This window comes from Pseudomonas sp. KCJK8993 (assembly GCF_046230915.1).
Taxonomy (GTDB): Bacteria; Pseudomonadota; Gammaproteobacteria; order Pseudomonadales; family Pseudomonadaceae; genus Aquipseudomonas; species Aquipseudomonas piscis.
On sequence record NZ_JBJJLO010000126.1, the window covers coordinates 1 to 18,691 of the forward strand.

General features: G+C 64.2%; 15 protein-coding genes. 4 read left to right on the forward strand and 11 right to left on the reverse strand.

Annotated elements, in window-relative coordinates; all coding sequences use genetic code 11:
* Positions 1-9: 9 nt before the first annotated feature.
* The 4 genes from ACK6AU_RS27445 to trxA all read right to left on the reverse strand — a co-directional run bounded on the left by ACK6AU_RS27445 (position 10) and on the right by trxA (position 4,402).
* A complete protein-coding gene (locus ACK6AU_RS27445; protein ID WP_185696945.1) occupies positions 10-978 on the reverse strand; it encodes a CDP-6-deoxy-delta-3,4-glucoseen reductase in 969 nt (322 codons plus the stop codon).
* Complete coding sequence (gene ubiD / locus ACK6AU_RS27450) at positions 978-2,444, reverse strand: 4-hydroxy-3-polyprenylbenzoate decarboxylase (RefSeq protein WP_185696944.1); 1,467 nt, start codon at positions 2,442-2,444, stop codon at positions 978-980. Before ubiD ends, ACK6AU_RS27445 begins: the two co-directional genes overlap by 1 nt.
* Before the next feature lie 122 nt (positions 2,445-2,566).
* A complete protein-coding gene (gene rho, locus ACK6AU_RS27455; protein ID WP_022641764.1) occupies positions 2,567-3,826 on the reverse strand; it encodes a transcription termination factor Rho in 1,260 nt (419 codons plus the stop codon).
* Between the two features lie 246 nt (positions 3,827-4,072).
* Positions 4,073-4,402 (reverse strand): thioredoxin TrxA, encoded by a 330-nt coding sequence (gene trxA / locus ACK6AU_RS27460; protein ID WP_044465682.1) that lies wholly within the window; start codon positions 4,400-4,402, stop codon positions 4,073-4,075.
* A 429-nt stretch (positions 4,403-4,831) separates the two neighbouring features.
* On the opposite strand from trxA, the gene ppx reads away from it, so the two are divergent.
* Complete coding sequence (ppx, locus tag ACK6AU_RS27465) at positions 4,832-6,334, forward strand: exopolyphosphatase (RefSeq protein ID WP_053133736.1); 1,503 nt, start codon at positions 4,832-4,834, stop codon at positions 6,332-6,334.
* Between the two features lie 72 nt (positions 6,335-6,406).
* Here the strand turns inward: ppx and ppk1 are convergent, their stop codons facing one another.
* Together ppk1 and hemB are read right to left on the reverse strand one after the other, a co-directional pair.
* The gene (gene ppk1 / locus ACK6AU_RS27470) at positions 6,407-8,626 is read right to left on the reverse strand and encodes a polyphosphate kinase 1 (RefSeq protein WP_185696943.1); all 2,220 of its coding nucleotides are present in this window, start codon (positions 8,624-8,626) and stop codon (positions 6,407-6,409) included.
* Positions 8,627-8,644: 18 nt separating this feature from the next.
* Entirely contained in the window at positions 8,645-9,658 is a 1,014-nt protein-coding gene (hemB, locus tag ACK6AU_RS27475) for a porphobilinogen synthase (RefSeq protein ID WP_185696942.1), read from the reverse strand.
* 208 nt (positions 9,659-9,866) lie between these two features.
* Here hemB and ACK6AU_RS27480 point away from each other — a divergent pair, with 208 nt between their 5' ends.
* A complete protein-coding gene (locus ACK6AU_RS27480; RefSeq protein WP_185696941.1) occupies positions 9,867-10,475 on the forward strand; it encodes a DedA family protein in 609 nt (202 codons plus the stop codon).
* A gap of 220 nt (positions 10,476-10,695) precedes the next feature.
* The gene (elbB, locus tag ACK6AU_RS27485) at positions 10,696-11,364 is read left to right on the forward strand and encodes an isoprenoid biosynthesis glyoxalase ElbB (RefSeq protein WP_185696940.1); all 669 of its coding nucleotides are present in this window, start codon (positions 10,696-10,698) and stop codon (positions 11,362-11,364) included.
* A gap of 42 nt (positions 11,365-11,406) precedes the next feature.
* On the opposite strand, the gene ACK6AU_RS27490 is transcribed toward elbB, so the two are convergent.
* From ACK6AU_RS27490 to ACK6AU_RS27510, 5 genes are all read right to left on the reverse strand, one after another.
* On the reverse strand, positions 11,407-11,862 hold the full coding sequence (locus ACK6AU_RS27490; protein ID WP_022641771.1) for a YaiI/YqxD family protein: 456 nt from the start codon (positions 11,860-11,862) through the stop codon (positions 11,407-11,409).
* A 76-nt stretch (positions 11,863-11,938) separates the two neighbouring features.
* Positions 11,939-13,837 carry an FTR1 family protein gene (locus ACK6AU_RS27495; RefSeq protein WP_409302641.1) on the reverse strand — a complete coding sequence of 633 codons (1,899 nt, stop codon included), beginning with the start codon at positions 13,835-13,837 and terminating at the stop codon, positions 11,939-11,941.
* Between the two features lie 714 nt (positions 13,838-14,551).
* Entirely contained in the window at positions 14,552-15,184 is a 633-nt protein-coding gene (locus ACK6AU_RS27500; RefSeq protein WP_185696938.1) for a LysE family transporter, read from the reverse strand.
* A gap of 192 nt (positions 15,185-15,376) precedes the next feature.
* Positions 15,377-15,958, reverse strand: coding sequence for a mechanosensitive ion channel family protein (locus ACK6AU_RS27505; protein WP_022641777.1), 582 nt, complete (start codon positions 15,956-15,958; stop codon positions 15,377-15,379).
* The gene (locus tag ACK6AU_RS27510; RefSeq protein WP_409302644.1) at positions 15,958-17,868 is read right to left on the reverse strand and encodes an ATP-binding cassette domain-containing protein; all 1,911 of its coding nucleotides are present in this window, start codon (positions 17,866-17,868) and stop codon (positions 15,958-15,960) included. The genes ACK6AU_RS27505 and ACK6AU_RS27510 overlap by 1 nt, the downstream gene beginning before the upstream one ends.
* Positions 17,869-17,918: 50 nt before the next feature.
* Here ACK6AU_RS27510 and ACK6AU_RS27515 point away from each other — a divergent pair, with 50 nt between their 5' ends.
* Positions 17,919-18,377 (forward strand): TIGR02444 family protein, encoded by a 459-nt coding sequence (locus ACK6AU_RS27515; protein ID WP_409302646.1) that lies wholly within the window; start codon positions 17,919-17,921, stop codon positions 18,375-18,377.
* Positions 18,378-18,691 lie beyond the last annotated feature (314 nt).

The window sequence follows — 18,691 nt, forward strand, 5'->3', positions numbered from 1 at the left end:
TCGGCAGGATCAGGAACGCGGGGCGTAGGCGAATACATCCGCGCGCATCTGGTGGGCGTCCATGCCGGCGCTCACCAGGGCGTCGAGGGTGGCATAGATCATTGCCGGCGAACCGCTGGCATAGACATGCACCGACGACAGGTCGTCGATGTCCTCGCGCACGGCCTCATGCAGCATGCCGCAGCGCCCTTCCCAGCCACACAGGTCGCTGACCACCTTGTGCAGGTAGAGGTTGGGCAGTTGCTGCCACTGATCCCAGTGCTCCAGCTGGTAGAAGTCCTCGGGCCGGCGTACCCCCCAGTACAGGTGCACCGGGTGCTTGAAACCCTTGGCCCGGCAATGCTCGATCAGGCTGTGCATCTGCGCCATGCCGGTACCGGCGGCGATCAGCACCAGCGGGCCATCGGGCAGCTCGGCCAGGTGGGTGTCGCCAAACGGCAGCTCGACCCGTGCCATGCCGTTGCGCTGCAGTTGTTCCATCAGGCTTTGCGCGCTGTTTTCCCGGGCCAGCACATGCAGCTCCAGTTCACGCCCGCAGTGAGGCGCCGAGGCCAGGGAAAACGCCGACTTCTCGCCGTTGTCCCGCTCCAGCAGCAAATATTGGCCGGCGTGGTAGCGCGGTGGCTTGCCCGCCGGCGCCCGCAGCCGGACACGCCAGACATCACCGCCGACTTCCAGGCATTCAACGAGCTGACACGACAGGCTGCGCACCGGCAACTCTCCCAGCGCAAGGACGCCGTCCCACAACACTATGCAATCTTGCAGCGGCTCCGCGATACAAGTGTAGAGCTCGCCGTGGTCACGCACATCGCCGGCCTGCCGCACACTGCCTTCCACCAACAGGGCGGCGCAGACGTGGCAGTTGCCATTACGGCAACTCTGGGGGCAGTCATAGCCCAGGCGCCTCGCCGCATCGAGAATACGCTCGCCGGGCAGTGTCTCTAGCACTGCTCCGGAGGGCTGCAAGGTTACACGCATCAATCTATTCCTAATTGATTCCAGATGGCATCGATCCGGCGGGTGACCGCCTCATCCTTGACGATGACCCGCCCCCACTCTCTGGTGGTTTCTCCAGGCCACTTGTGAGTGGCGTCCAGCCCCATCTTCGAGCCCAGGCCGGATACCGGCGAGGCGAAGTCGAGGTAGTCGATCGGGGTGTTGTCGATCATCACCGTGTCGCGCTTGGGATCCATGCGCGTGGTGATGGCCCAGATCACGTCGTTCCAGTCCCTGGCGTTGATATCGTCGTCGGTGACGATAACGAACTTGGTGTACATGAACTGTCGCAGGAACGACCACACGCCGAGCATTACGCGCTTGGCGTGCCCCGGATACTGCTTCTTCATGGTCACCACCGCCATGCGGTACGAGCAGCCCTCGGGCGGCAGGTAGAAGTCGGTGATCTCCGGGAATTGCTTCTGCAGGATCGGCACGAACACTTCGTTCAGCGCCACGCCGAGGATCGCCGGCTCATCCGGCGGACGCCCGGTGTAGGTGCTGTGGTAGATCGGCTTGGTGCGATGGGTGATGCGTTCCACGGTGAACACCGGGAAGCTGTCCACTTCGTTGTAGTAGCCGGTGTGGTCGCCGTAGGGGCCTTCCGGGGCCGTTTCACCCGGATGGATCACGCCCTCGAGGATGATCTCGGCGGTAGCCGGGACCTGCAGGTCATTGCCACGGCACTTCACCAGCTCGGTGCGGTTACCCCGCAGCAGGCCGGCGAAGGCGTACTCGGAGAGCGTGTCCGGCACCGGGGTCACGGCGCCGAGGATGGTGGCCGGGTCGGCCCCCAGGGCCACGGAGACCGGGAACGGCTGGCCCGGGTGCTTTTCGCACCACTCGCGGTAATCCAGCGCGCCGCCACGGTGGCTCAACCAGCGCATGATCACCTTGTTGCGCCCAATCACCTGTTGCCGATAGATGCCCAGGTTTTGCCGGTCCTTGTTCGGTCCGCGGGTCACCGTCAGGCCCCAGGTGATCAGTGGCGCCACGTCGCCCGGCCAGCAATGCTGGATCGGCAACTGCGAAAGGTCGACATCGTCGCCCTCGACCACCACCTCCTGGCACACCGCGTCCTTGACTACCTTCGGCGCCATCGACACGACCTTCTTGAAGATCGGCAGTTTGGACCAGGCATCCTTCAGGCCCTTGGGCGGCTCGGGCTCCTTGAGGAAGGCCAGCAGCTTGCCGATCTCGCGCAATTCATCGGTGGACTCGGCGCCCATGCCCATGGCCACCCGCTCGGGGGTGCCGAACAGGTTGCCCAGCACCGGGATGTCGAAACCCGTGGGTTTTTCGAACAGCAGCGCCGGGCCCTTGGCGCGCAGGGTGCGGTCGCAGACTTCGGTCATTTCCAGGACAGGAGAGATGGGAACCTGGATGCGCTTGAGTTCACCGCGCTGTTCCAGGCCACGAATGAAGTCGCGCAAATCGCGATACTGCATGCAAGAGCCTCGTGTTGGCCGTATCGGTCGGGGTGCAGAGTGTAGCGCCGTTCAGGCCGCAATGGCCAAAGTGCAGACAGCAAAAAGCCGGGTTGCCCCGGCTTTCGCTCGACCCGCCGATGTTACTTGCGCTTCATCGACAGGAAGAATTCATCGTTGGTCTTGGTCTGCTTCAGCTTGTCGACCAGGAACTCGATGGCAGCGACTTCATCCATCGGATGCAGCAGCTTGCGCAGGATCCACATGCGCTGCAGCTCGTCGTCGGCCGTCAGCAGCTCTTCGCGGCGGGTACCGGACTTGTTGATGTTGATGGCCGGGAATACGCGCTTCTCGGCGATGCGACGGTCCAGGGGCAGTTCCATGTTGCCGGTACCCTTGAACTCTTCGTAGATCACTTCGTCCATCTTCGAGCCGGTCTCGACCAGCGCGGTGGCGATGATGGTCAGCGAGCCGCCTTCCTCGATGTTCCGCGCGGCGCCGAAGAAACGCTTGGGTTTCTCCAGGGCGTGGGCATCGACACCACCGGTCAGGACCTTGCCAGAGCTCGGGATCACGGTGTTGTAGGCACGGGCCAGGCGGGTGATGGAGTCCAGCAGGATCACCACGTCCTTCTTGTGCTCGACCAGGCGCTTGGCCTTCTCGATCACCATCTCGGCCACTTGCACGTGGCGGGTTGGCGGCTCATCGAAGGTGGAGGCAACCACTTCGCCGCGCACGGTGCGCTGCATCTCGGTCACTTCTTCCGGACGCTCGTCGATCAGCAGGACGATCAGGTGGCACTCGGGGTTGTTGCGGGTGATGTTGGCCGCGATGTTCTGCAGCATGATCGTTTTACCCGCTTTCGGCGGAGCGACGATCAGGCCGCGCTGGCCCTTGCCGATCGGGGCGCACAGGTCGATGACACGGCCGGTGAGGTCTTCGGTGGAGCCGTTGCCGGCCTCCATCTTCAGGCGATCGTTGGGGAACAGCGGGGTCAAGTTCTCGAACAGGATCTTGTTCTTGGCGTTCTCGGGGCGGTCGTAGTTGATGGTATCGACCTTGAGCAGCGCGAAGTAGCGCTCGCCTTCCTTCGGAGGGCGGATCTTGCCAACGATGGTGTCACCGGTGCGCAAGTTGAAGCGACGGATCTGGCTTGGCGACACATAGATATCGTCCGGCCCGGCCAGGTAGGAGGCATCGGAGGAGCGAAGGAAGCCGAAGCCGTCCTGGAGGATCTCCAGCACGCCATCACCGGAGATTTCCTCACCGCTTTTCGCGTGCTTTTTCAGCAGGGAGAAAATCACGTCCTGCTTGCGCGAACGGGCCATATTTTCTATGCCCATCTGTTCGGCCAATTCGAGCAGTTCGGTAATCGGCTTTTGCTTGAGTTCAGTCAGATTCATATAGGAATGACGTAATCATTTATAGAGGGGGAAATTAAGCTTTTGGCTTAATGAGGCCGCGCCGCGGAGAAGGCGACAGGATCGCGTACTTATTCGAAAAGGAGAGCGTCGGCGACGGCTTGCAGGGGGCATTGGAGAAACCAGTGCGGGGCCGAATGTAACACCTGAGTTTCGGAGCGTCTAGCCCTCAATTACGAAAAAGCCCCGCATTTTGCGGGGCCTTTTCTAACATGCTGAAACCCAGGTTCAGATGTTGGCGTCGAGGAAAGCCGCCAGTTGCGACTTCGACAGCGCACCGACCTTGGTGGCTTCGACGTTACCGTTCTTGAACAACATCAGGGTCGGGATACCACGTACGCCATGCTTGGCCGGGGTTTCCTGGTTCTCGTCGATGTTCAGTTTGGCAACGGTGAGCTTGCCCTTGTAGGTCTCGGCAATTTCGTCCAGAACCGGAGCGATCATTTTGCATGGACCGCACCACTCAGCCCAGTAGTCGACCAGTACAGCGCCCTCGGCCTTGAGTACATCGGTCTCGAAGCTGGCGTCGCTGACGTGTTTGATGAGATCGCTGCTCATGGAATTCTCCAGGTTGTAAGCAAAAAAACGTGGCCCATCATATCTGCCCTTCCTGCGTTCAGGAAGCCGCAGCTGATTGACTCTCACTATGGTGCCCCTTGAGTTTGGGTATAGCTCAGCCCGGCGCAAAGCGAGAATTCCGCGCCTGCCTATAAAAGCCGAGACATCTTCGTGCGGCATCTCCTATTAATGTCGTCGAGGCCGTCATATGTGCCTTTCGGCGCATTCCAGGCGCTCCCCGGACATTCCTGCGCGCGGATATCGACCGGATGAGCGGTAGCACCAGCGCGCTCAAGTCCCTCATGGCGCATCCGGGAATATCGGCTGGTGCAGGGTTTCATGCGATGCGTCAACGCATTGGCCACTGCGCGTTGGCGCGAGCCGTTGATCGTGGCAGGATGGCGAGGTTATCGACCGAGACCCCCAGCCATGCCCCAATCCCAAGCCAAGAATCTGTCCCTGATCGCCGCGATCGATCTGGGCTCCAACAGCTTTCACATGGTCGTGGCCAAGGCCCGGAACGGTGAAATCCGCATTCTCGAGCGGTTGGGTGAAAAGGTTCAGCTAGCTGCCGGCATCAATGAAGAGCGCCAGCTCAACGAAGAATCCATGCAGCGCGGGCTCGACTGCCTCAAGCGTTTCGCCCAGCTGATCAACGGCATGCCCCAGGGCACCGTGCGCATCGTCGGCACCAACGCCCTGCGCGAAGCCCGCAACCGCGGCGAGTTCATTCGCCGGGCCGAGGAGATCCTCGGTCACCCGGTGGAGGTCATCTCCGGGCGTGAAGAAGCGCGCCTGATCTACCTCGGGGTTTCCCATACCCTCGCCGACACCCCCGGCAAGCGCCTGGTGGCCGACATCGGCGGCGGCAGTACCGAGTTCATCATTGGCCAGCGCTTCGAGCCCCTGCTGCGCGAAAGCCTGCAGATGGGCTGTGTGAGCTTCACCCAACGCTATTTCCGCGACGGCAAGATCACCCCGGCCCGCTATGCCCAGGCCTATACCGCCGCACGCCTGGAAATCATGAGCATCGAACATGCGCTGCATCGCCTGACCTGGGATGAAGCCATCGGCTCCTCCGGCACCATTCGCGCCATCGGCCTGGCCCTCAAGGCCGGCGGCCAGGGCAGCGGCGAAATCAACGTCGAAGGCCTGGCCTGGCTCAAGCGCAAGCTGTTCAAGCTCGGCGACGTCGACAAGATCGACTTCGAAGGCATCAAGCCCGACCGCCGGGCCATCTTCCCGGCCGGCCTGGCGATCCTCGAGGCGATCTTCGATGCCCTGGAATTGCAGCGCATGGATCACTGCGAAGGCGCCCTGCGCGAAGGCGTGCTCTACGACCTGCTGGGCCGTCATCACCATGAAGACGTCCGCGAACGCACCTTGGGCTCGCTGATGGAGCGCTACCACGTGGACCTGGAACAGGCTTCGCGGGTCGAAGGCAAGGCCTTGCGCTCCTTCGACCAGGTGGCGGCCGACTGGGACCTGGAAGACGGCATCTGGCGCGAGCTGCTGGGCTGGGCCGCCAAGGTGCATGAAGTGGGCCTGGACATCGCCCACTACCACTACCACAAGCACGGCGCCTACCTGATCGAACACTCGGACCTGGCTGGCTTCTCCCGCGAGGACCAGCAAATGCTGGCCCTGCTGGTACGCGGTCACCGGCGCAACATTCCCAAGGAGAAGTTCGCCGAGTTCGGCGACGACGGCATCAAGCTGATCCGCCTCTGCGTGCTGCTACGCTTCGCCATCCTGTTCCACCATATCCGCGGTACCCAGCAGATGCCCCAGGTGCAGCTCAGCGCCAACGGCGACCAGCTGGACGTGAAGTTCCCGGCCAACTGGCTGGATGAAAACCAGCTGACCCAGGCGGACTTCGCCCTCGAGGCCGAGTGGCTGACCCGGGTCGGCATCGTACTCAACGTCAGCTGAGCCCAGCGCCGGGCAAACAAAAAGGCCAGCCCGAGCACTCGGGCTGGCCTTTTGCATTGGCGCCGGCTGAACCTAGCGCACCGGCAACACCGGGCTGCCAAGGCGCTCCAGCAAGGTAGCCTGGGCACTGCGCGGGTTCTGGTTGCCGGTCGGCGTGTTGCGCACATAGCGCCCGTCGGACTGCAGGCTCCAGCTGTGGGTGTTATCGGTGAGATAACTCTCCAGCTCCTTCTTGACCCGCAGGATCAGCTTCTTGCCCTCCACCGGGAAGCAGGTCTCGACCCGTTTGTCGAGGTTGCGCTCCATCCAGTCGGCACTGGACAGGAACATCTGCTCCTCGCCGCCGTTGAGGAAGTAGAACACCCGGGTGTGCTCCAGGAAGCGCCCGATGATCGAGCGCACGTGGATGTTGTGCGACACCCCGGCGATCCCCGGACGCAGGCAGCACATGCCACGCACCACCAGGTCGATGCGCACGCCGGACTGGCTGGCCTTGTACAGCGCGCGGATGATCTTCGGATCGGTCAGCGAGTTGAACTTGGCGATGATGTGCGCCGGCTTGCCGTCCAGGGCGAACTGGGTCTCCCGGGCGATCATGTCGAGCATGCCCTTCTTCAGGGTGAACGGCGCATGCATGAGCTTCTTCATGCGCAGGGTCTTGCCCATGCCGATCAGCTGGCTGAACAGCTTGCCGACGTCCTCGCACAAGGCATCGTCGGAAGTCAGCAGGCTGTAGTCGGTATACAGGCGGGCGTTGGCCGCGTGGTAGTTACCCGTCCCCAGGTGCGCATAACGCACGATCTCGCCCTGCTCGCGCCGCAGGATCAGCATCATCTTGGCGTGGGTCTTGAAGCCCACCACGCCATAGATCACCACCGCGCCGGCCGCTTGCAGGCGGCTGGCCATCTGCAGGTTGGACTCCTCGTCGAAGCGCGCGCGCAGTTCGATCACCGCGGTGACCTCCTTGCCGTTGCGCGCCGCATCCACCAGGGCGTCGACGATCTCCGAGTTGGCGCCGGAGCGGTACAGGGTCTGGCGCACCGCCAGCACGTGGGGATCCTTGGCGGCCTGGCGCAGCAGGTCGATCACCGGGGTGAAGGACTCGAAGGGATGCAGCAGCAGGATGTCCTGCTTGCTGATGACGCTGAAGATGTTCTCGCTGTTCTGCAGCAGCTTGGGAATCTGCGGGGTGAACGGCGGGTGCTGCAGCTCCGGATGGCTGTCCAGGCCGGTGATGCTGAACAGGCGCGTGAGGTTCACCGGGCCATTGACCTGGTAGAGCTCGGTCTCGTGCAAGTTGAACTGCTTGAGCAGGTAGTCCGACAGGTGCTTGGGGCAGGTATCGGCCACTTCCAGGCGCACCGCGTCGCCGTAGCGGCGGGAGAACAGCTCGCCGCGCAGGGCACGGGCCAGGTCCTCGACGTCCTCGGAATCCAGTGCCAGGTCGGCGTTTCGAGTCAGGCGGAACTGATAGCAGCCTTTTACCTTCATGCCCTGGAACAGGTCATCGGCATGGGCATGGATCATCGACGACAGGAACACATAGTTGTCGCCAGGGCCGCCCACCTCTTCCGGAACCCGGATGATCCGCGGCAACAGGCGCGGGGCCGGGATGATCGCCAGGCCCGAGTCGCGGCCGAAGGCGTCGATGCCTTCCAGCTCGACGATGAAGTTCAGGCTCTTGTTCACCAGCAGCGGGAAGGGGTGCGTCGGGTCCAGGCCGATGGGGGTGATGATAGGCGCGATCTCGTCGCGAAAGTAGCGACGGACCCAGGTCTTGAGCTTGGCGGTCCAGTAGCGGCGGCGGATGAAGCGGATCTGGTGCTTCTCCAGCTCCGGCAACAGGATGTCGTTGAGGATCGCGTACTGGCGATCCACATGACCGTGCACCAGGTCGCTGATGCGTGCCAGCGCCTGGTGCGGTTGCAGGCCGTCGGCGCCAGCCTGCTCACGGGCGAAGGTGATCTGCTTCTTCAGGCCGGCGACCCGGATCTCGAAGAACTCGTCCAGGTTGCTGGAGAAGATCAGCAGGAACTTCAGGCGCTCCAGCAGTGGATAGGACTCGTCCAGCGCCTGCTCCAGCACGCGGATATTGAACTGCAGTTGCGACAGCTCGCGGTGGATGTACAGGCTGCTGTCGTCCAGGTTGGGGATGACGATGGCTGGCACCGGTTGCGCCTCGGTGGCCGGGGCCGCGGGAACGGGCTCCAGCTCCGGCGGGGTCTCGGCTACTTGCTCGACCACTGGCTGGGCTTCTTTTACGGCAACTTCTGTGAGTCCTTCGGTATTCATCGCGTGTTCCTGGGAGGGCTATTTTTGCTCTCGTAACAATTGAGCAGCACGAACGGCAAAGTAAGTCAGGATGCCATCGGCACCTGCACGTTTAAAAGCAGTCAGGGACTCGAGAACGACCCCCTCGGCCAACCACCCATTCTGGATCGCCGCCATGTGCATGGCGTACTCGCCGCTGACCTGGTAGACGAAGGTCGGCACCTTGAAGGCGTCCTTGACCCGCCAGAGGATGTCCAGGTAAGGCATCCCCGGCTTGACCATGACCATGTCCGCGCCTTCGGCCAGGTCCGCCGCCACTTCATGCAGGGCTTCCTCGGCATTGGCCGGGTCCATCTGGTACGAGGCCTTGTCGGCCTTGCCCAGGTTCAGCGCCGACCCCACCGCATCGCGGAAAGGCCCGTAGTAGGCGCTGGCGTACTTGGCCGAATAGGCCATGATCCGCACGTTGACATGGCCCGCCAGCTCCAGCGCTTCGCGGATCGCCTGGACGCGACCGTCCATCATGTCCGAGGGTGCCACCACCTGGGCGCCGGCTTCGGCGTGGGACAGGGCCTGGCGCACCAGGGCATCGACGGTGACGTCGTTCTGCACGTAGCCCTGCGCATCGAGAATGCCGTCCTGGCCGTGGGTGGTGAACGGGTCCAGGGCGACGTCGGTGATCACCCCGAGGTGTGGGAAGCGTTCGCGCAAGGCGCGGGTGGCACGCTGGGCGATGCCATTCGGGTTCCAGGCTTCGGCAGCGTCCAGGGACTTGAGTTCCCCGGGCGTCACCGGGAACAGGGCCAGGGCGGGAATCCCCAGCTCGACCCAGTGCGCCGCCTCTTCCAGCAGCAGGTCGACGCTCAGGCGCTCGACCCCGGGCATCGAGGCCACCGCCTCACGGCGATTCTCGCCGTCGAGCACGAACACCGGCAGGATCAGGTCGTCCACGCTCAAGCGATTCTCGCGCACCAGACGTCGGGAAAAATCATCGCGACGGTTACGCCGCAGACGAGTGGCCGGAAACAGGCGATTGGCGGGAGTAAAGCTCACGACGGACTCCATGGCCCGCGCTGGCGGGCGAGCGTGACAGTTATAAGCGGGCATTATGACGAACAGATGACGGTTATGCTCAAGCTGTTGACCGACAGCAACACACATTGTCATTGAGGGGAAATGTTCACGTCGAGACACATTTCGATACTTTCCCCAACGCCGTCGAAGGGGTAGGCTGCGCGTTCATTTCGCCAGCATCCAGACAATGCTCCAACAATTTCTTCAGGATTTCGGCTACTTCGCCCTCTTTCTCGGCACGTTCTTCGAAGGCGAGACCATTCTGGTTCTAGCCGGGTTTCTCGCGTTCCGTGGATACATGGATATCAACCTGGTGATGGTGGTTGCCTTCTTCGGCAGCTATGCCGGTGACCAGCTGTGGTACTTCCTGGGGCGCAAGCATGGCCGCAAGTTGCTGGCGCGCAGGCCGCGCTGGCAGATGATGGGCGATCGGGCACTGGAGCACATTCGCAAGCACCCGGACATCTGGGTGTTGAGCTTCCGCTTCGTCTACGGCCTGCGCACCGTGATGCCGGTGGCCATTGGCCTGTCCGGCTATCCGCCAGGACGCTACCTGCTGCTCAACGGCATTGGCGCGGCGATCTGGGCCGTGGCCCTGGCGCAGGCAGCCTTCCACTTCGGCGCCGTCATGGAAGGCATGCTCGGCAGCATCAAGAAGTACGAGCTGTGGGTCCTGGGCGCCCTGCTGGTACTGGGCTTGTGCCTGTGGCTGCGGCGGCGTTTCAAGAATGCCCGCCTGGCCAAGCAGATCTACGAAGCCGAACAAGCCGGGCAGCACAACAAGCCGGCCGAGTAAGCGGCCCCTACGCGGCGTCCGGGCATGGGCGCCGCGATTCTCGACTCCTCTCGAACCACCCTATCCTCGAACGCCTGAACTCGCGCACCCAACGGTTTTCCAAGATTGCATGGCCGCAGCTCGACGCGCCCGGAAAAATCCCGGCCCGATCGTGATACCCCTCTGCGGCGACTGGTGACAAACTGCCGGACATTTAGCGCGATGACCCTGGAGAAACCCCATGAGCAAAAAAGTTGCAGTGATCCTTTCCGGTTGCGGAGTCTTCGACGGCGCCGAGATCCATGAAAGCGTGATCACCCTGCTGCGCCTCGACCAGCGTGGCGCCCAGGTGCAGTGTTTCGCACCGGACATCCCGCAGATGCACGTGCTCAACCACCTGACCGGGGACACCATGCCCGAGGCCCGCAACGTCCTGGTGGAATCGGCGCGCATCGCCCGCGGCGAGGTCAAGGACCTGCGCGAGGCCAAGGCCGAGGACTTCGACGCGCTGATCGTTCCCGGGGGCTTCGGCGCCGCCAAGAACCTCTCCAGCTTCGCCACTGAAGGCGCGGCCTGCTCGGTCCAGGCCGATGTCCTGGCCCTGGCCGAAGCCTTTGCCGAAGCCGGCAAGCCGGTGGGCCTGATGTGCATCGCCCCGGCCATGGCCGCGAAGATCTATGGCCCCGGCGTGACGTGCACCATCGGCAACGATGCCGACACCGCCGCCGCCCTGGGCAAGATGGGCGCCGAGCACGCCGAATGCGCGGTGGACGAGATCATCGAGGACAAGGCCCGCAAGCTGGTGACCACTCCGGCCTACATGCTGGCGCAGTCCATCAGCCAGGCCGCCGCCGGCATCAACAAGCTGGTGGACCGGGTACTGGAACTGACCCACGAAGGCCAGCAGTAACAACTACGCCAATGGCCGGGGAGCGCTTGCTCCCCCGCCGCATCAGCCCTGGCGCGCCAACCTGGTCAGGATCCGGTCCAGGGCATTGGCGAACGCCTGCTTCTCCCGATCGCCATAGGGCGCTTGCCCGCCGCTGACCTGGCCTTGCTCCCGCAGGTCGGTGAACAGGTTGCGTACCGCCAGGCGCTCGCCCATGTTCTGTGCATCGAACTCCTTGCCCCGTGGGTCGAGGGCCGCCACGCCCTTTTTCACCAGCCGGTCGGCCAAGGGCACGTCGCTGCAGATCACCAGCTCGCCAGGCACCGCGTGCTCCACCAGGTAGTCGTCCGCGGCATCCGGGCCACTGGGCACCACGATGAGCTTGACGCAGGCGAACGGCGGCTTGATCTGCGGCTGCCCTGCTACCAGCAGCACCTCGAACTGGCGCTTGAGGGCAAAGCGCACCACTTGCTCCTTGGCCGCCTTGGGACAAGCGTCGGCATCGATCCAGACACGCATCGAATCTTCTCCTTACACAATGCAAAACGGGCAAGCCGCTGTAGGAGCGACTTGCCCGCGAGGGCCAGGCCTCGGTTCAGGAAGCCTGCAGGCGGCGCTTCTCGCTCATCCGGCTGCGGCTGTAGAGCACCGCGATCGCCACGATCGCCACGACCTGGGCCCCCAGCGAGTAGGCGTCGGCATGGATGCCCAGCCAGTCGAAGTCGAAGAACGGCACCGGCCGGGTACCGAAGATCCCCGCTTCTTGCAGCGCCTTCACGCCATGGCCGGCGAAGACCACCGACAAGGCGCACAGCAATGCGGCGTTGATGCTGAAGAACAGCGCCAGGGGCAGCTTGGCCGAACCCCGCAGGATCACCCAGGCCAGGCCCACCAGCAGCAGCAGGGCGGTGCCGCCACCGGCCAGCACCGCGTTGTGCCCGGCTGGGCCGGCCTGCAGCCACAGGGTCTCGTAGAACAGGATCACTTCGAACAGCTCGCGGTAGACCGAGAAGAACGCCAGCACCGCGAACCCGAAGCGACCGCCACCGCCCACCAGGCTGCTCTTGATGTAGTCCTGCCAGGCCGCCGCGTGCCGGCGGTCGTGCATCCATACCCCGAGCCACAGCACCATCACGCTGGCGAACAGCGCCGTGGCGCCTTCCAACAACTCCCGCTGGGAACCGCTGACATCGATCACATAGGCCGCCAGGGCCCAGGTTCCCAGGCCGGCCAGCAGGGCCAGGCCCCAGCCGGCGTTGACGCTACGCACCGCCGACTGCTGGCCGGTGTTGCGCAGGAAGGCGAGGATCGCCGCCAGTACCAGGATGGCCTCCAGGCCCTCGCGCAGCAGGATCAGCAAGCCGGAGATGAAGCTCAGGGACCAGCTCAGGCTGTCGCCGCCCAGCAGCCCCGCGGACTCCTTGAGCTTGGCCTTGGCTGCGTCCAGGCGTTGCTCGGCCTGTTCCACCGCCAGCCCATCCTGCAGCGACTGACGGTAGGCCATCAGGGCTTTCTCGGTATCCTTGCGCACGGCGGCGTCGACGTTGTCCAGGGAGCTTTCCACCAGCTCGAAGCCTTCCAGGTACGCTGCCACCGAAAGATCGTAGGCCTGCTCACGATCGCCGTTGCGATAGGCCGCGAGGCTCTTGTCCAGGGTCGAGGCGGTGTAGTCCAGCAGTTGCCCCGGGCCGCGCTTGACCTGCGGTGGCTGGGCCCGCTGGGCCCGGAAAGTCGCCGCGGCCTGTGGTCCCTGGGCGGCCAGGACCTCGCCCGGGGTCTGCCGGGCCAGATCGGCCAGGTTGAAACCTTGTTCACTCTTGGCCGCAGCCGGGTCGGCGCTGAAACCGGCGATATAGGTCGCCAAGTCCCAACGCTGGCGATCATCCAGCTGATCGGCGAAGGACGGCATGTCGGTGCCTTCCACCCCCAGCCCCAGGGTGTTGTAGATGGCGTACAGGCTCAGGCGATCCAGGCGCTCGGTATCCCGCAGGTTGGCCGGCGGCGGCGTCATGCCCAGGCTCGCCGGGCCGTCACCGGCCCCTTGCTGGCCGTGGCATACCGAACAGTGCTGGGCGTACAACGGCGCGCCACGGGAAGGATCCGGGGTGATGACCGGGGCCTGGCTGACCTCGTAGGCCACCGCCAGCCGGGCGCCCATCTGCCGCGCCAGATGGGCGACCTGGTTGCCCTCCACACGGTCGGCGACCGCCTTGCGCAGGCTGGTGATGCCCTGCTCGAGCTCGGCCTTCTCCGGCTTGGCCGGCAAGTCGGCGATCAACCCCTGCAAGACCCCGAGAAACTCCACCTGCTCACGATACTCGGACTCATCGATGACCTTGCCGTCCGCCACCGTGGCCGGATAGTCCGCGCCGATGTAGTCCAGCAAATGCAAGGCCTTGGGCGCGCCATCGACGGTATCGGCCAGGAGGTTGGAGCTGCAGAACACCAGCACCGGCAGTACCAGCAGCGCCAGTAAACGGGAAGGGGCAGTCATGAATGATTCTCAAAGGGAAATACGAAGTAACATATTGTTCCCTTCCAATCAGTTTCACTCAAGGTTTATTGGCCCCCTGAAACATCTTCAGTCCACGAGCACTAGCCCTGCGGTTGCTCCATTGCTGTTTCTTGCACCGCATCCTGGCCAGGCCGACGGTACCGACACGGGTTTTCACCGGGTTAACGCAAGCTGTCGGCATCTACCGCCGACCAAGCGTTTGAGCATTGGCAATACCGCGCCTTAACTATCGCGATTCGCTATTTAAAAATATTTTTAATGAGGCCTTGGCAGGTGCGCAGCTTTCCTGCCAGGAGGGCGTCCAACCCGAGCGGCAGCCAGGCTGTTTCACTCAAGGAAGAAGAACTCCCCATGGGATCCCGTGCCCTCACCACGGTTGCGCTCGGCGCAATCACTCCGCTTGCCGGCTGATCGGTCTTTCGCAGCCACGATAGCGAGCTCCAGGAAACCAACCAGCCGCTGCGCGCCGATGATCCTGCGCCGAGCTGAAAAAGCGTCCTTCGGGTTAATGCCGGTCAGTTGAGCAAATGGTAGGAGCGAGGCTTGCCCGCGATGGACGTCAGAGCGCTGCGTTCATCCCGTAAACACGCGCTACCATCGCAAGCAATCGAGCGTCGACCGGCTGCTCCTACAGGGGATCACCTCGACTAACGGACTGGCGACCTTCAGGTCGCCTTTTTATCGCCGGGACAACTAGACCGCAGCCTTGCGGATGGTCGCCAGCAAGCCCGCCGCGCCCAGGAACAAACCGGCGAAGGTACGGTTCATGCGTCGCTGCTGGACCGGGGTGCGCAACAGGCGCAAGACCTTGGAAGCCAGCCCGGTGTAGCCGGCCATGACGATCAGGTCGACGACGATCATGGTGGCGCCGAGGATCAGGTACTGCTTGAGCAAGGGAGCGTGGGGATCGATGAACTGCGGCAATACCGCCAACATGAACACCAGCGCCTTGGGGTTGCTGATGTTCACCAGGAACCCGCGGAACACCAGGGCCAGGGGCTTGCCGATCGGTCGCAGGGCTGCGTCGTCGCTAAGATCGCTGGGCATGGAGCGCCATTGCTTGACCGCCAGGTACACCAGGTAGGCCACGCCGAACCACTTGATGGCATAGAAGGCCGTGGCGGAAGCCGCCAGGATCGCACCGACGCCCGCCGCGACGATGGCGATCTGCAGGGCCAGGCCCAGTTGCAGTCCCAGGGCGTTCCAGTAACCACGCCAGAAGCCGTATTGCAGGCCACAGGACATCGACGCGATCGCGCCGGCTCCCGGAGAAAGACTGATTACCCAGCTGGCGGCGAAGAACGCCAGCCATGTCTCAAGCACCATCGCACACCTCGGATCGAATTGGACGTGACTGCCTAAGCTAATCCTCCGATCCGCGGCTGGCCATGTTTTTTTATCGGGCAGTGATGCGGGCCTGGCCGCCGCAAACGGCGACAAACACCGCAGGAGTTCGGTCAAGGGCCACGCCTGGTGCGCGGCCGCTCGCAGCGTCTACAGCGAACGGGATATTGCCGGCTATGTCTCGTCGAGCCCCACGGGCAGTACATCAGTGCCACGCCAACGACGCACCGAGCGCTGGAAGAACAGGCTGTTGGGCACCTGTACCATGGCGCTGCCGGTACCGGCCTCCTCAGGTTCGATCAGGGTGGTGTAGAGCAGGTTGATGGCCACCACCCGGCCCTTGATTCCCGGCTTGTCGAGGGTATCCACCAGCTCCACCACATCGCCCAGGCGAAACGGGCCGACGGTGAAGATCAGGATCGCGCACAGCAGGTTGGAGAGCACGCTCCACATGGCGAAGAACGCCACGGCCGCCACGGCGACGAAACCGGACAGGGCGGTCCACAACACCGTGGCCGAGACGCCCAGGCGCTCCAGCACGAAGATCACCGCGCTGCCCATGATCAGCCAACGCAGCCCCCCACGCAGGGGCATCAGCAACTGCGGCGGGAATGGATAGCGCTGGCCCAGGCGGGTCAGGCCACGGGCCACGAAACGCTGGGCCAGGTAGCCCGCCAGGAGGATCAGCAGGATCTGCACACCAAGCCACAACGGGCCGATCCACTGCGCCGGCAACGGCAGTTGCAGGGTCTCCATCAGGACAACGCCTCCAGCTCCGCCTGCATGCTTTCCAACAATTCCAGGGCTTCCATCCAGGCTTCTTCCAGCTCGGATTCGCGGGTCTTGAGCTTGGCTTGCTCGGCCAGCAGATCGCGCAGCTCATCCTTGCGGGCCGCCTCATACAACTCGCTGTCGCCAAGGCTGGCCTCGATCTGCGCCAAGCGAACATGGACCTTGCCCAGCTCCGCCTCGAGCTTCTCGGCCTCGCGCTTGTGCGGTGCCAGTTGCTGGCGCAGGGCCGCGGCGGCCTGGCGCTGGGCCTTCTTGTCGGTCTTGTCGGCGTTCACCGGCGCACTGCTGGCCGGCGCGCTGCGCAGGCGGTAGTCCACCAGCCAACGGGCGTAGTCATCCAGGTCGCCGTCGAACTCCTCGACCTTGCCGTCGGCCACCAGCAGGAAGTTGTCGGTGGTGCTCTTGAGCAGGTGGCGATCGTGGGAGACCACCAGTACCGCACCGCTGAACTCTTGCAGGGCCATGGTCAGGGCCAGGCGCATCTCCAGGTCCAGGTGGTTGGTCGGTTCGTCGAGCAGCAGCAGGTTGGGCCGATCCCAGGCGATCAGCGCCAGGGCCAGGCGGGCCTTTTCGCCACCGGAGAAGTTCAGCACCGGCTCGTCGACACGTTCGCCACGGAAATCGAAGCCACCGAGGAAGTCGCGCAGGGTCTGCTCGCGCTCGGTGGGCGCCAGGCGCTGCAGGTGCAGCAGCGGGCTGGCCTTGGAATCCAGGGAGTCCAGCTGGTGCTGGGCGAAGTAGCCGACCACCGTGTTCTCGCCGCGGGTCAGGCGCCCGGCCAGCGGCGCCAGCTCGCCGGAAAGGTTCTTGATCAGGGTCGACTTGCCAGCACCATTGGGGCCCAGCAGGCCGATCCGCGCTCCCGGAGTGAGCTGCAGCTTGACCTTCTCCAGCACCGTCTTGTCGCCATAGCCCAGGCGCGCCTCGGACAGGTCGAGCAGTGGGCTGGAGATCTTCTGCGACTCACGGAACACGAAGTCGAAAGGCGAATCGACGTGGGCCGCCGACAGCTCTTCCATGCGCTCCAGGGCCTTGATCCGGCTCTGGGCCTGGCGGGCCTTGGTGGCCTGGGCCTTGAAGCGGGCGATGTACTTCTCCATGTGCGCACGCTGCGCCTGCTGCTTCTCGTAGGCTTGCTGCTGCTGGGCCAGGCGCTCGGCCCGGGCACGCTCGAAGGCACTGTAGCCACCGCGATAGAGGGTGAGCTTGCGCTGCTCGACATGGGCCACATGGTCGACCACGGCGTCGAGGAAATCGCGGTCGTGGGAGATCAGTAGCAAGGTACCGGGGTAGCCCTTGAGCCAGTCTTCCAGCCAGAGGATCGCGTCCAGGTCCAGGTGGTTGGTGGGCTCGTCGAGCAGCAACAGATCCGATGGGCACATCAGGGCCTGGGCCAGGTTCAGGCGCATCCGCCAGCCCCCGGAGAAGTCACCGACCTGGCGATCCATCTGTTCGTTGGTGAACCCCAGCCCGGCCAGCAGCTTGCGCGCCCGGGCATCGGCGGTATAGCCATCGGCGCTGTCGAGCTCGGCGTGCAGGCGGGCCTGGGCGGCACCATCCTGGGCGGCCTCGGCGGCGGCCAGGTCGCGCTGCACCTCGCGCAGGCGCAGGTCGCCATCGAGCACATAGTCCACGGCCAGGCGCTCGAGGGTATCGACCTCCTGGCGCATGTGGGCGATGCGCCAGTCTGCGGGCAGGAAGCAGTCACCCGAATCCGGATGCAGCTCACCGCGCAGCAAGGCGAACAGGCTGGATTTGCCGGCACCGTTGGCACCGATCAAGCCGGCTTTCTGGCCGGCGTGCAGGGTCAGCTCGGCGTCTTCTAGCAGACGTTGCGGACCACGCTGTAAAGTCAGGTTCTGAAGTCGAATCATAATGGCGGCGGAGTCTACCAGCTTCGCTCGCAACTGGCGCGAGTAGCACTATGTCCTCGGACCTGTGGAGTTTTTCCCTCAAGACCTATGCCCTGCCCGGCGTCCAGGAAGCCTGCCTGCGCTTGCAGGACGGCGGCGCCGATGTCTGCCTGCTGCTCTGCGGTGCCTGGCTTGGCTGGCGCGGCGTGAAGTGCGATGGCCAGCGCCTGGCACGCCTCATGGAGCTGGCCGGGCCATGGCAACAAGACGTGGTTGGACCGCTGCGGGCGTTGCGCATCGACTGGCGCGCGGCGGCTACCACGGATGCCGACCTGGGCATGCTGCGCGAGCAGCTCAAGTCCCTGGAACTGGAAGCCGAACGCCGGTTGCTGTTGCGCCTACAGGAGCAGGTACGGGAATGGCCCGCAGCCCAGGCCGAGAGCCTGGACGATTGGCTGGAAGGACTGGTGGCCGGAGCCGCCGACCGCGGCGCATTGCAGGTGCTGCGCGCCGCGGTGGCTAGCGCTTAGGAAGCGCTGGAGGGGGTGCTGGCGGCCGGAGTCGCTGGAGCGGCGACCGGGGTGTTTGTCGCGGCGGGAGCCGGCGCAGCCGCTGGAGTTGGAGCTGCCGCTGCTGGCTTGGCGGCCGGTGCAGCAGGTTTGGCCGCGGCGGGTTTGGCGACGGCAGGCTTGGTAGCTGGCTTGGCCGCAGCAGGTTTGGCGGCTGGCTTCTTCGCTGCGGGTTTGGCCGCAGGTTTGGCGGCAGCAGGCTTGGCTGCCGAAGATGCCGCTGGCTTGGCTGCCGGTTTGGCCGCGGCCTTCACTGGCGCCTTGGCCGCAGCAGG

What these genes read in the sequence shown, in the direction of transcription:
- ACK6AU_RS27445 (WP_185696945.1), bottom strand. Translation starts at nt 978, where the DNA reads ATGCGTGTAACCTTGCAGCCCTCCGGAGCAGTGCTAGAGACACTGCCC.
- ubiD (WP_185696944.1), bottom strand. Translation starts at nt 2,444, where the DNA reads ATGCAGTATCGCGATTTGCGCGACTTCATTCGTGGCCTGGAACAGCGC.
- rho (WP_022641764.1), bottom strand. Translation starts at nt 3,826, where the DNA reads ATGAATCTGACTGAACTCAAGCAAAAGCCGATTACCGAACTGCTCGAA.
- trxA (WP_044465682.1), bottom strand. Translation starts at nt 4,402, where the DNA reads ATGAGCAGCGATCTCATCAAACACGTCAGCGACGCCAGCTTCGAGACC.
- ppx (WP_053133736.1), top strand. Translation starts at nt 4,832, where the DNA reads ATGCCCCAATCCCAAGCCAAGAATCTGTCCCTGATCGCCGCGATCGAT.
- ppk1 (WP_185696943.1), bottom strand. Translation starts at nt 8,626, where the DNA reads ATGAATACCGAAGGACTCACAGAAGTTGCCGTAAAAGAAGCCCAGCCA.
- ACK6AU_RS27480 (WP_185696941.1), top strand. Translation starts at nt 9,867, where the DNA reads ATGCTCCAACAATTTCTTCAGGATTTCGGCTACTTCGCCCTCTTTCTC.
- elbB (WP_185696940.1), top strand. Translation starts at nt 10,696, where the DNA reads ATGAGCAAAAAAGTTGCAGTGATCCTTTCCGGTTGCGGAGTCTTCGAC.
- ACK6AU_RS27490 (WP_022641771.1), bottom strand. Translation starts at nt 11,862, where the DNA reads ATGCGTGTCTGGATCGATGCCGACGCTTGTCCCAAGGCGGCCAAGGAG.
- ACK6AU_RS27495 (WP_409302641.1), bottom strand. Translation starts at nt 13,837, where the DNA reads ATGACTGCCCCTTCCCGTTTACTGGCGCTGCTGGTACTGCCGGTGCTG.
- ACK6AU_RS27500 (WP_185696938.1), bottom strand. Translation starts at nt 15,184, where the DNA reads ATGGTGCTTGAGACATGGCTGGCGTTCTTCGCCGCCAGCTGGGTAATC.
- ACK6AU_RS27505 (WP_022641777.1), bottom strand. Translation starts at nt 15,958, where the DNA reads ATGGAGACCCTGCAACTGCCGTTGCCGGCGCAGTGGATCGGCCCGTTG.
- ACK6AU_RS27510 (WP_409302644.1), bottom strand. Translation starts at nt 17,868, where the DNA reads ATGATTCGACTTCAGAACCTGACTTTACAGCGTGGTCCGCAACGTCTG.
- ACK6AU_RS27515 (WP_409302646.1), top strand. Translation starts at nt 17,919, where the DNA reads ATGTCCTCGGACCTGTGGAGTTTTTCCCTCAAGACCTATGCCCTGCCC.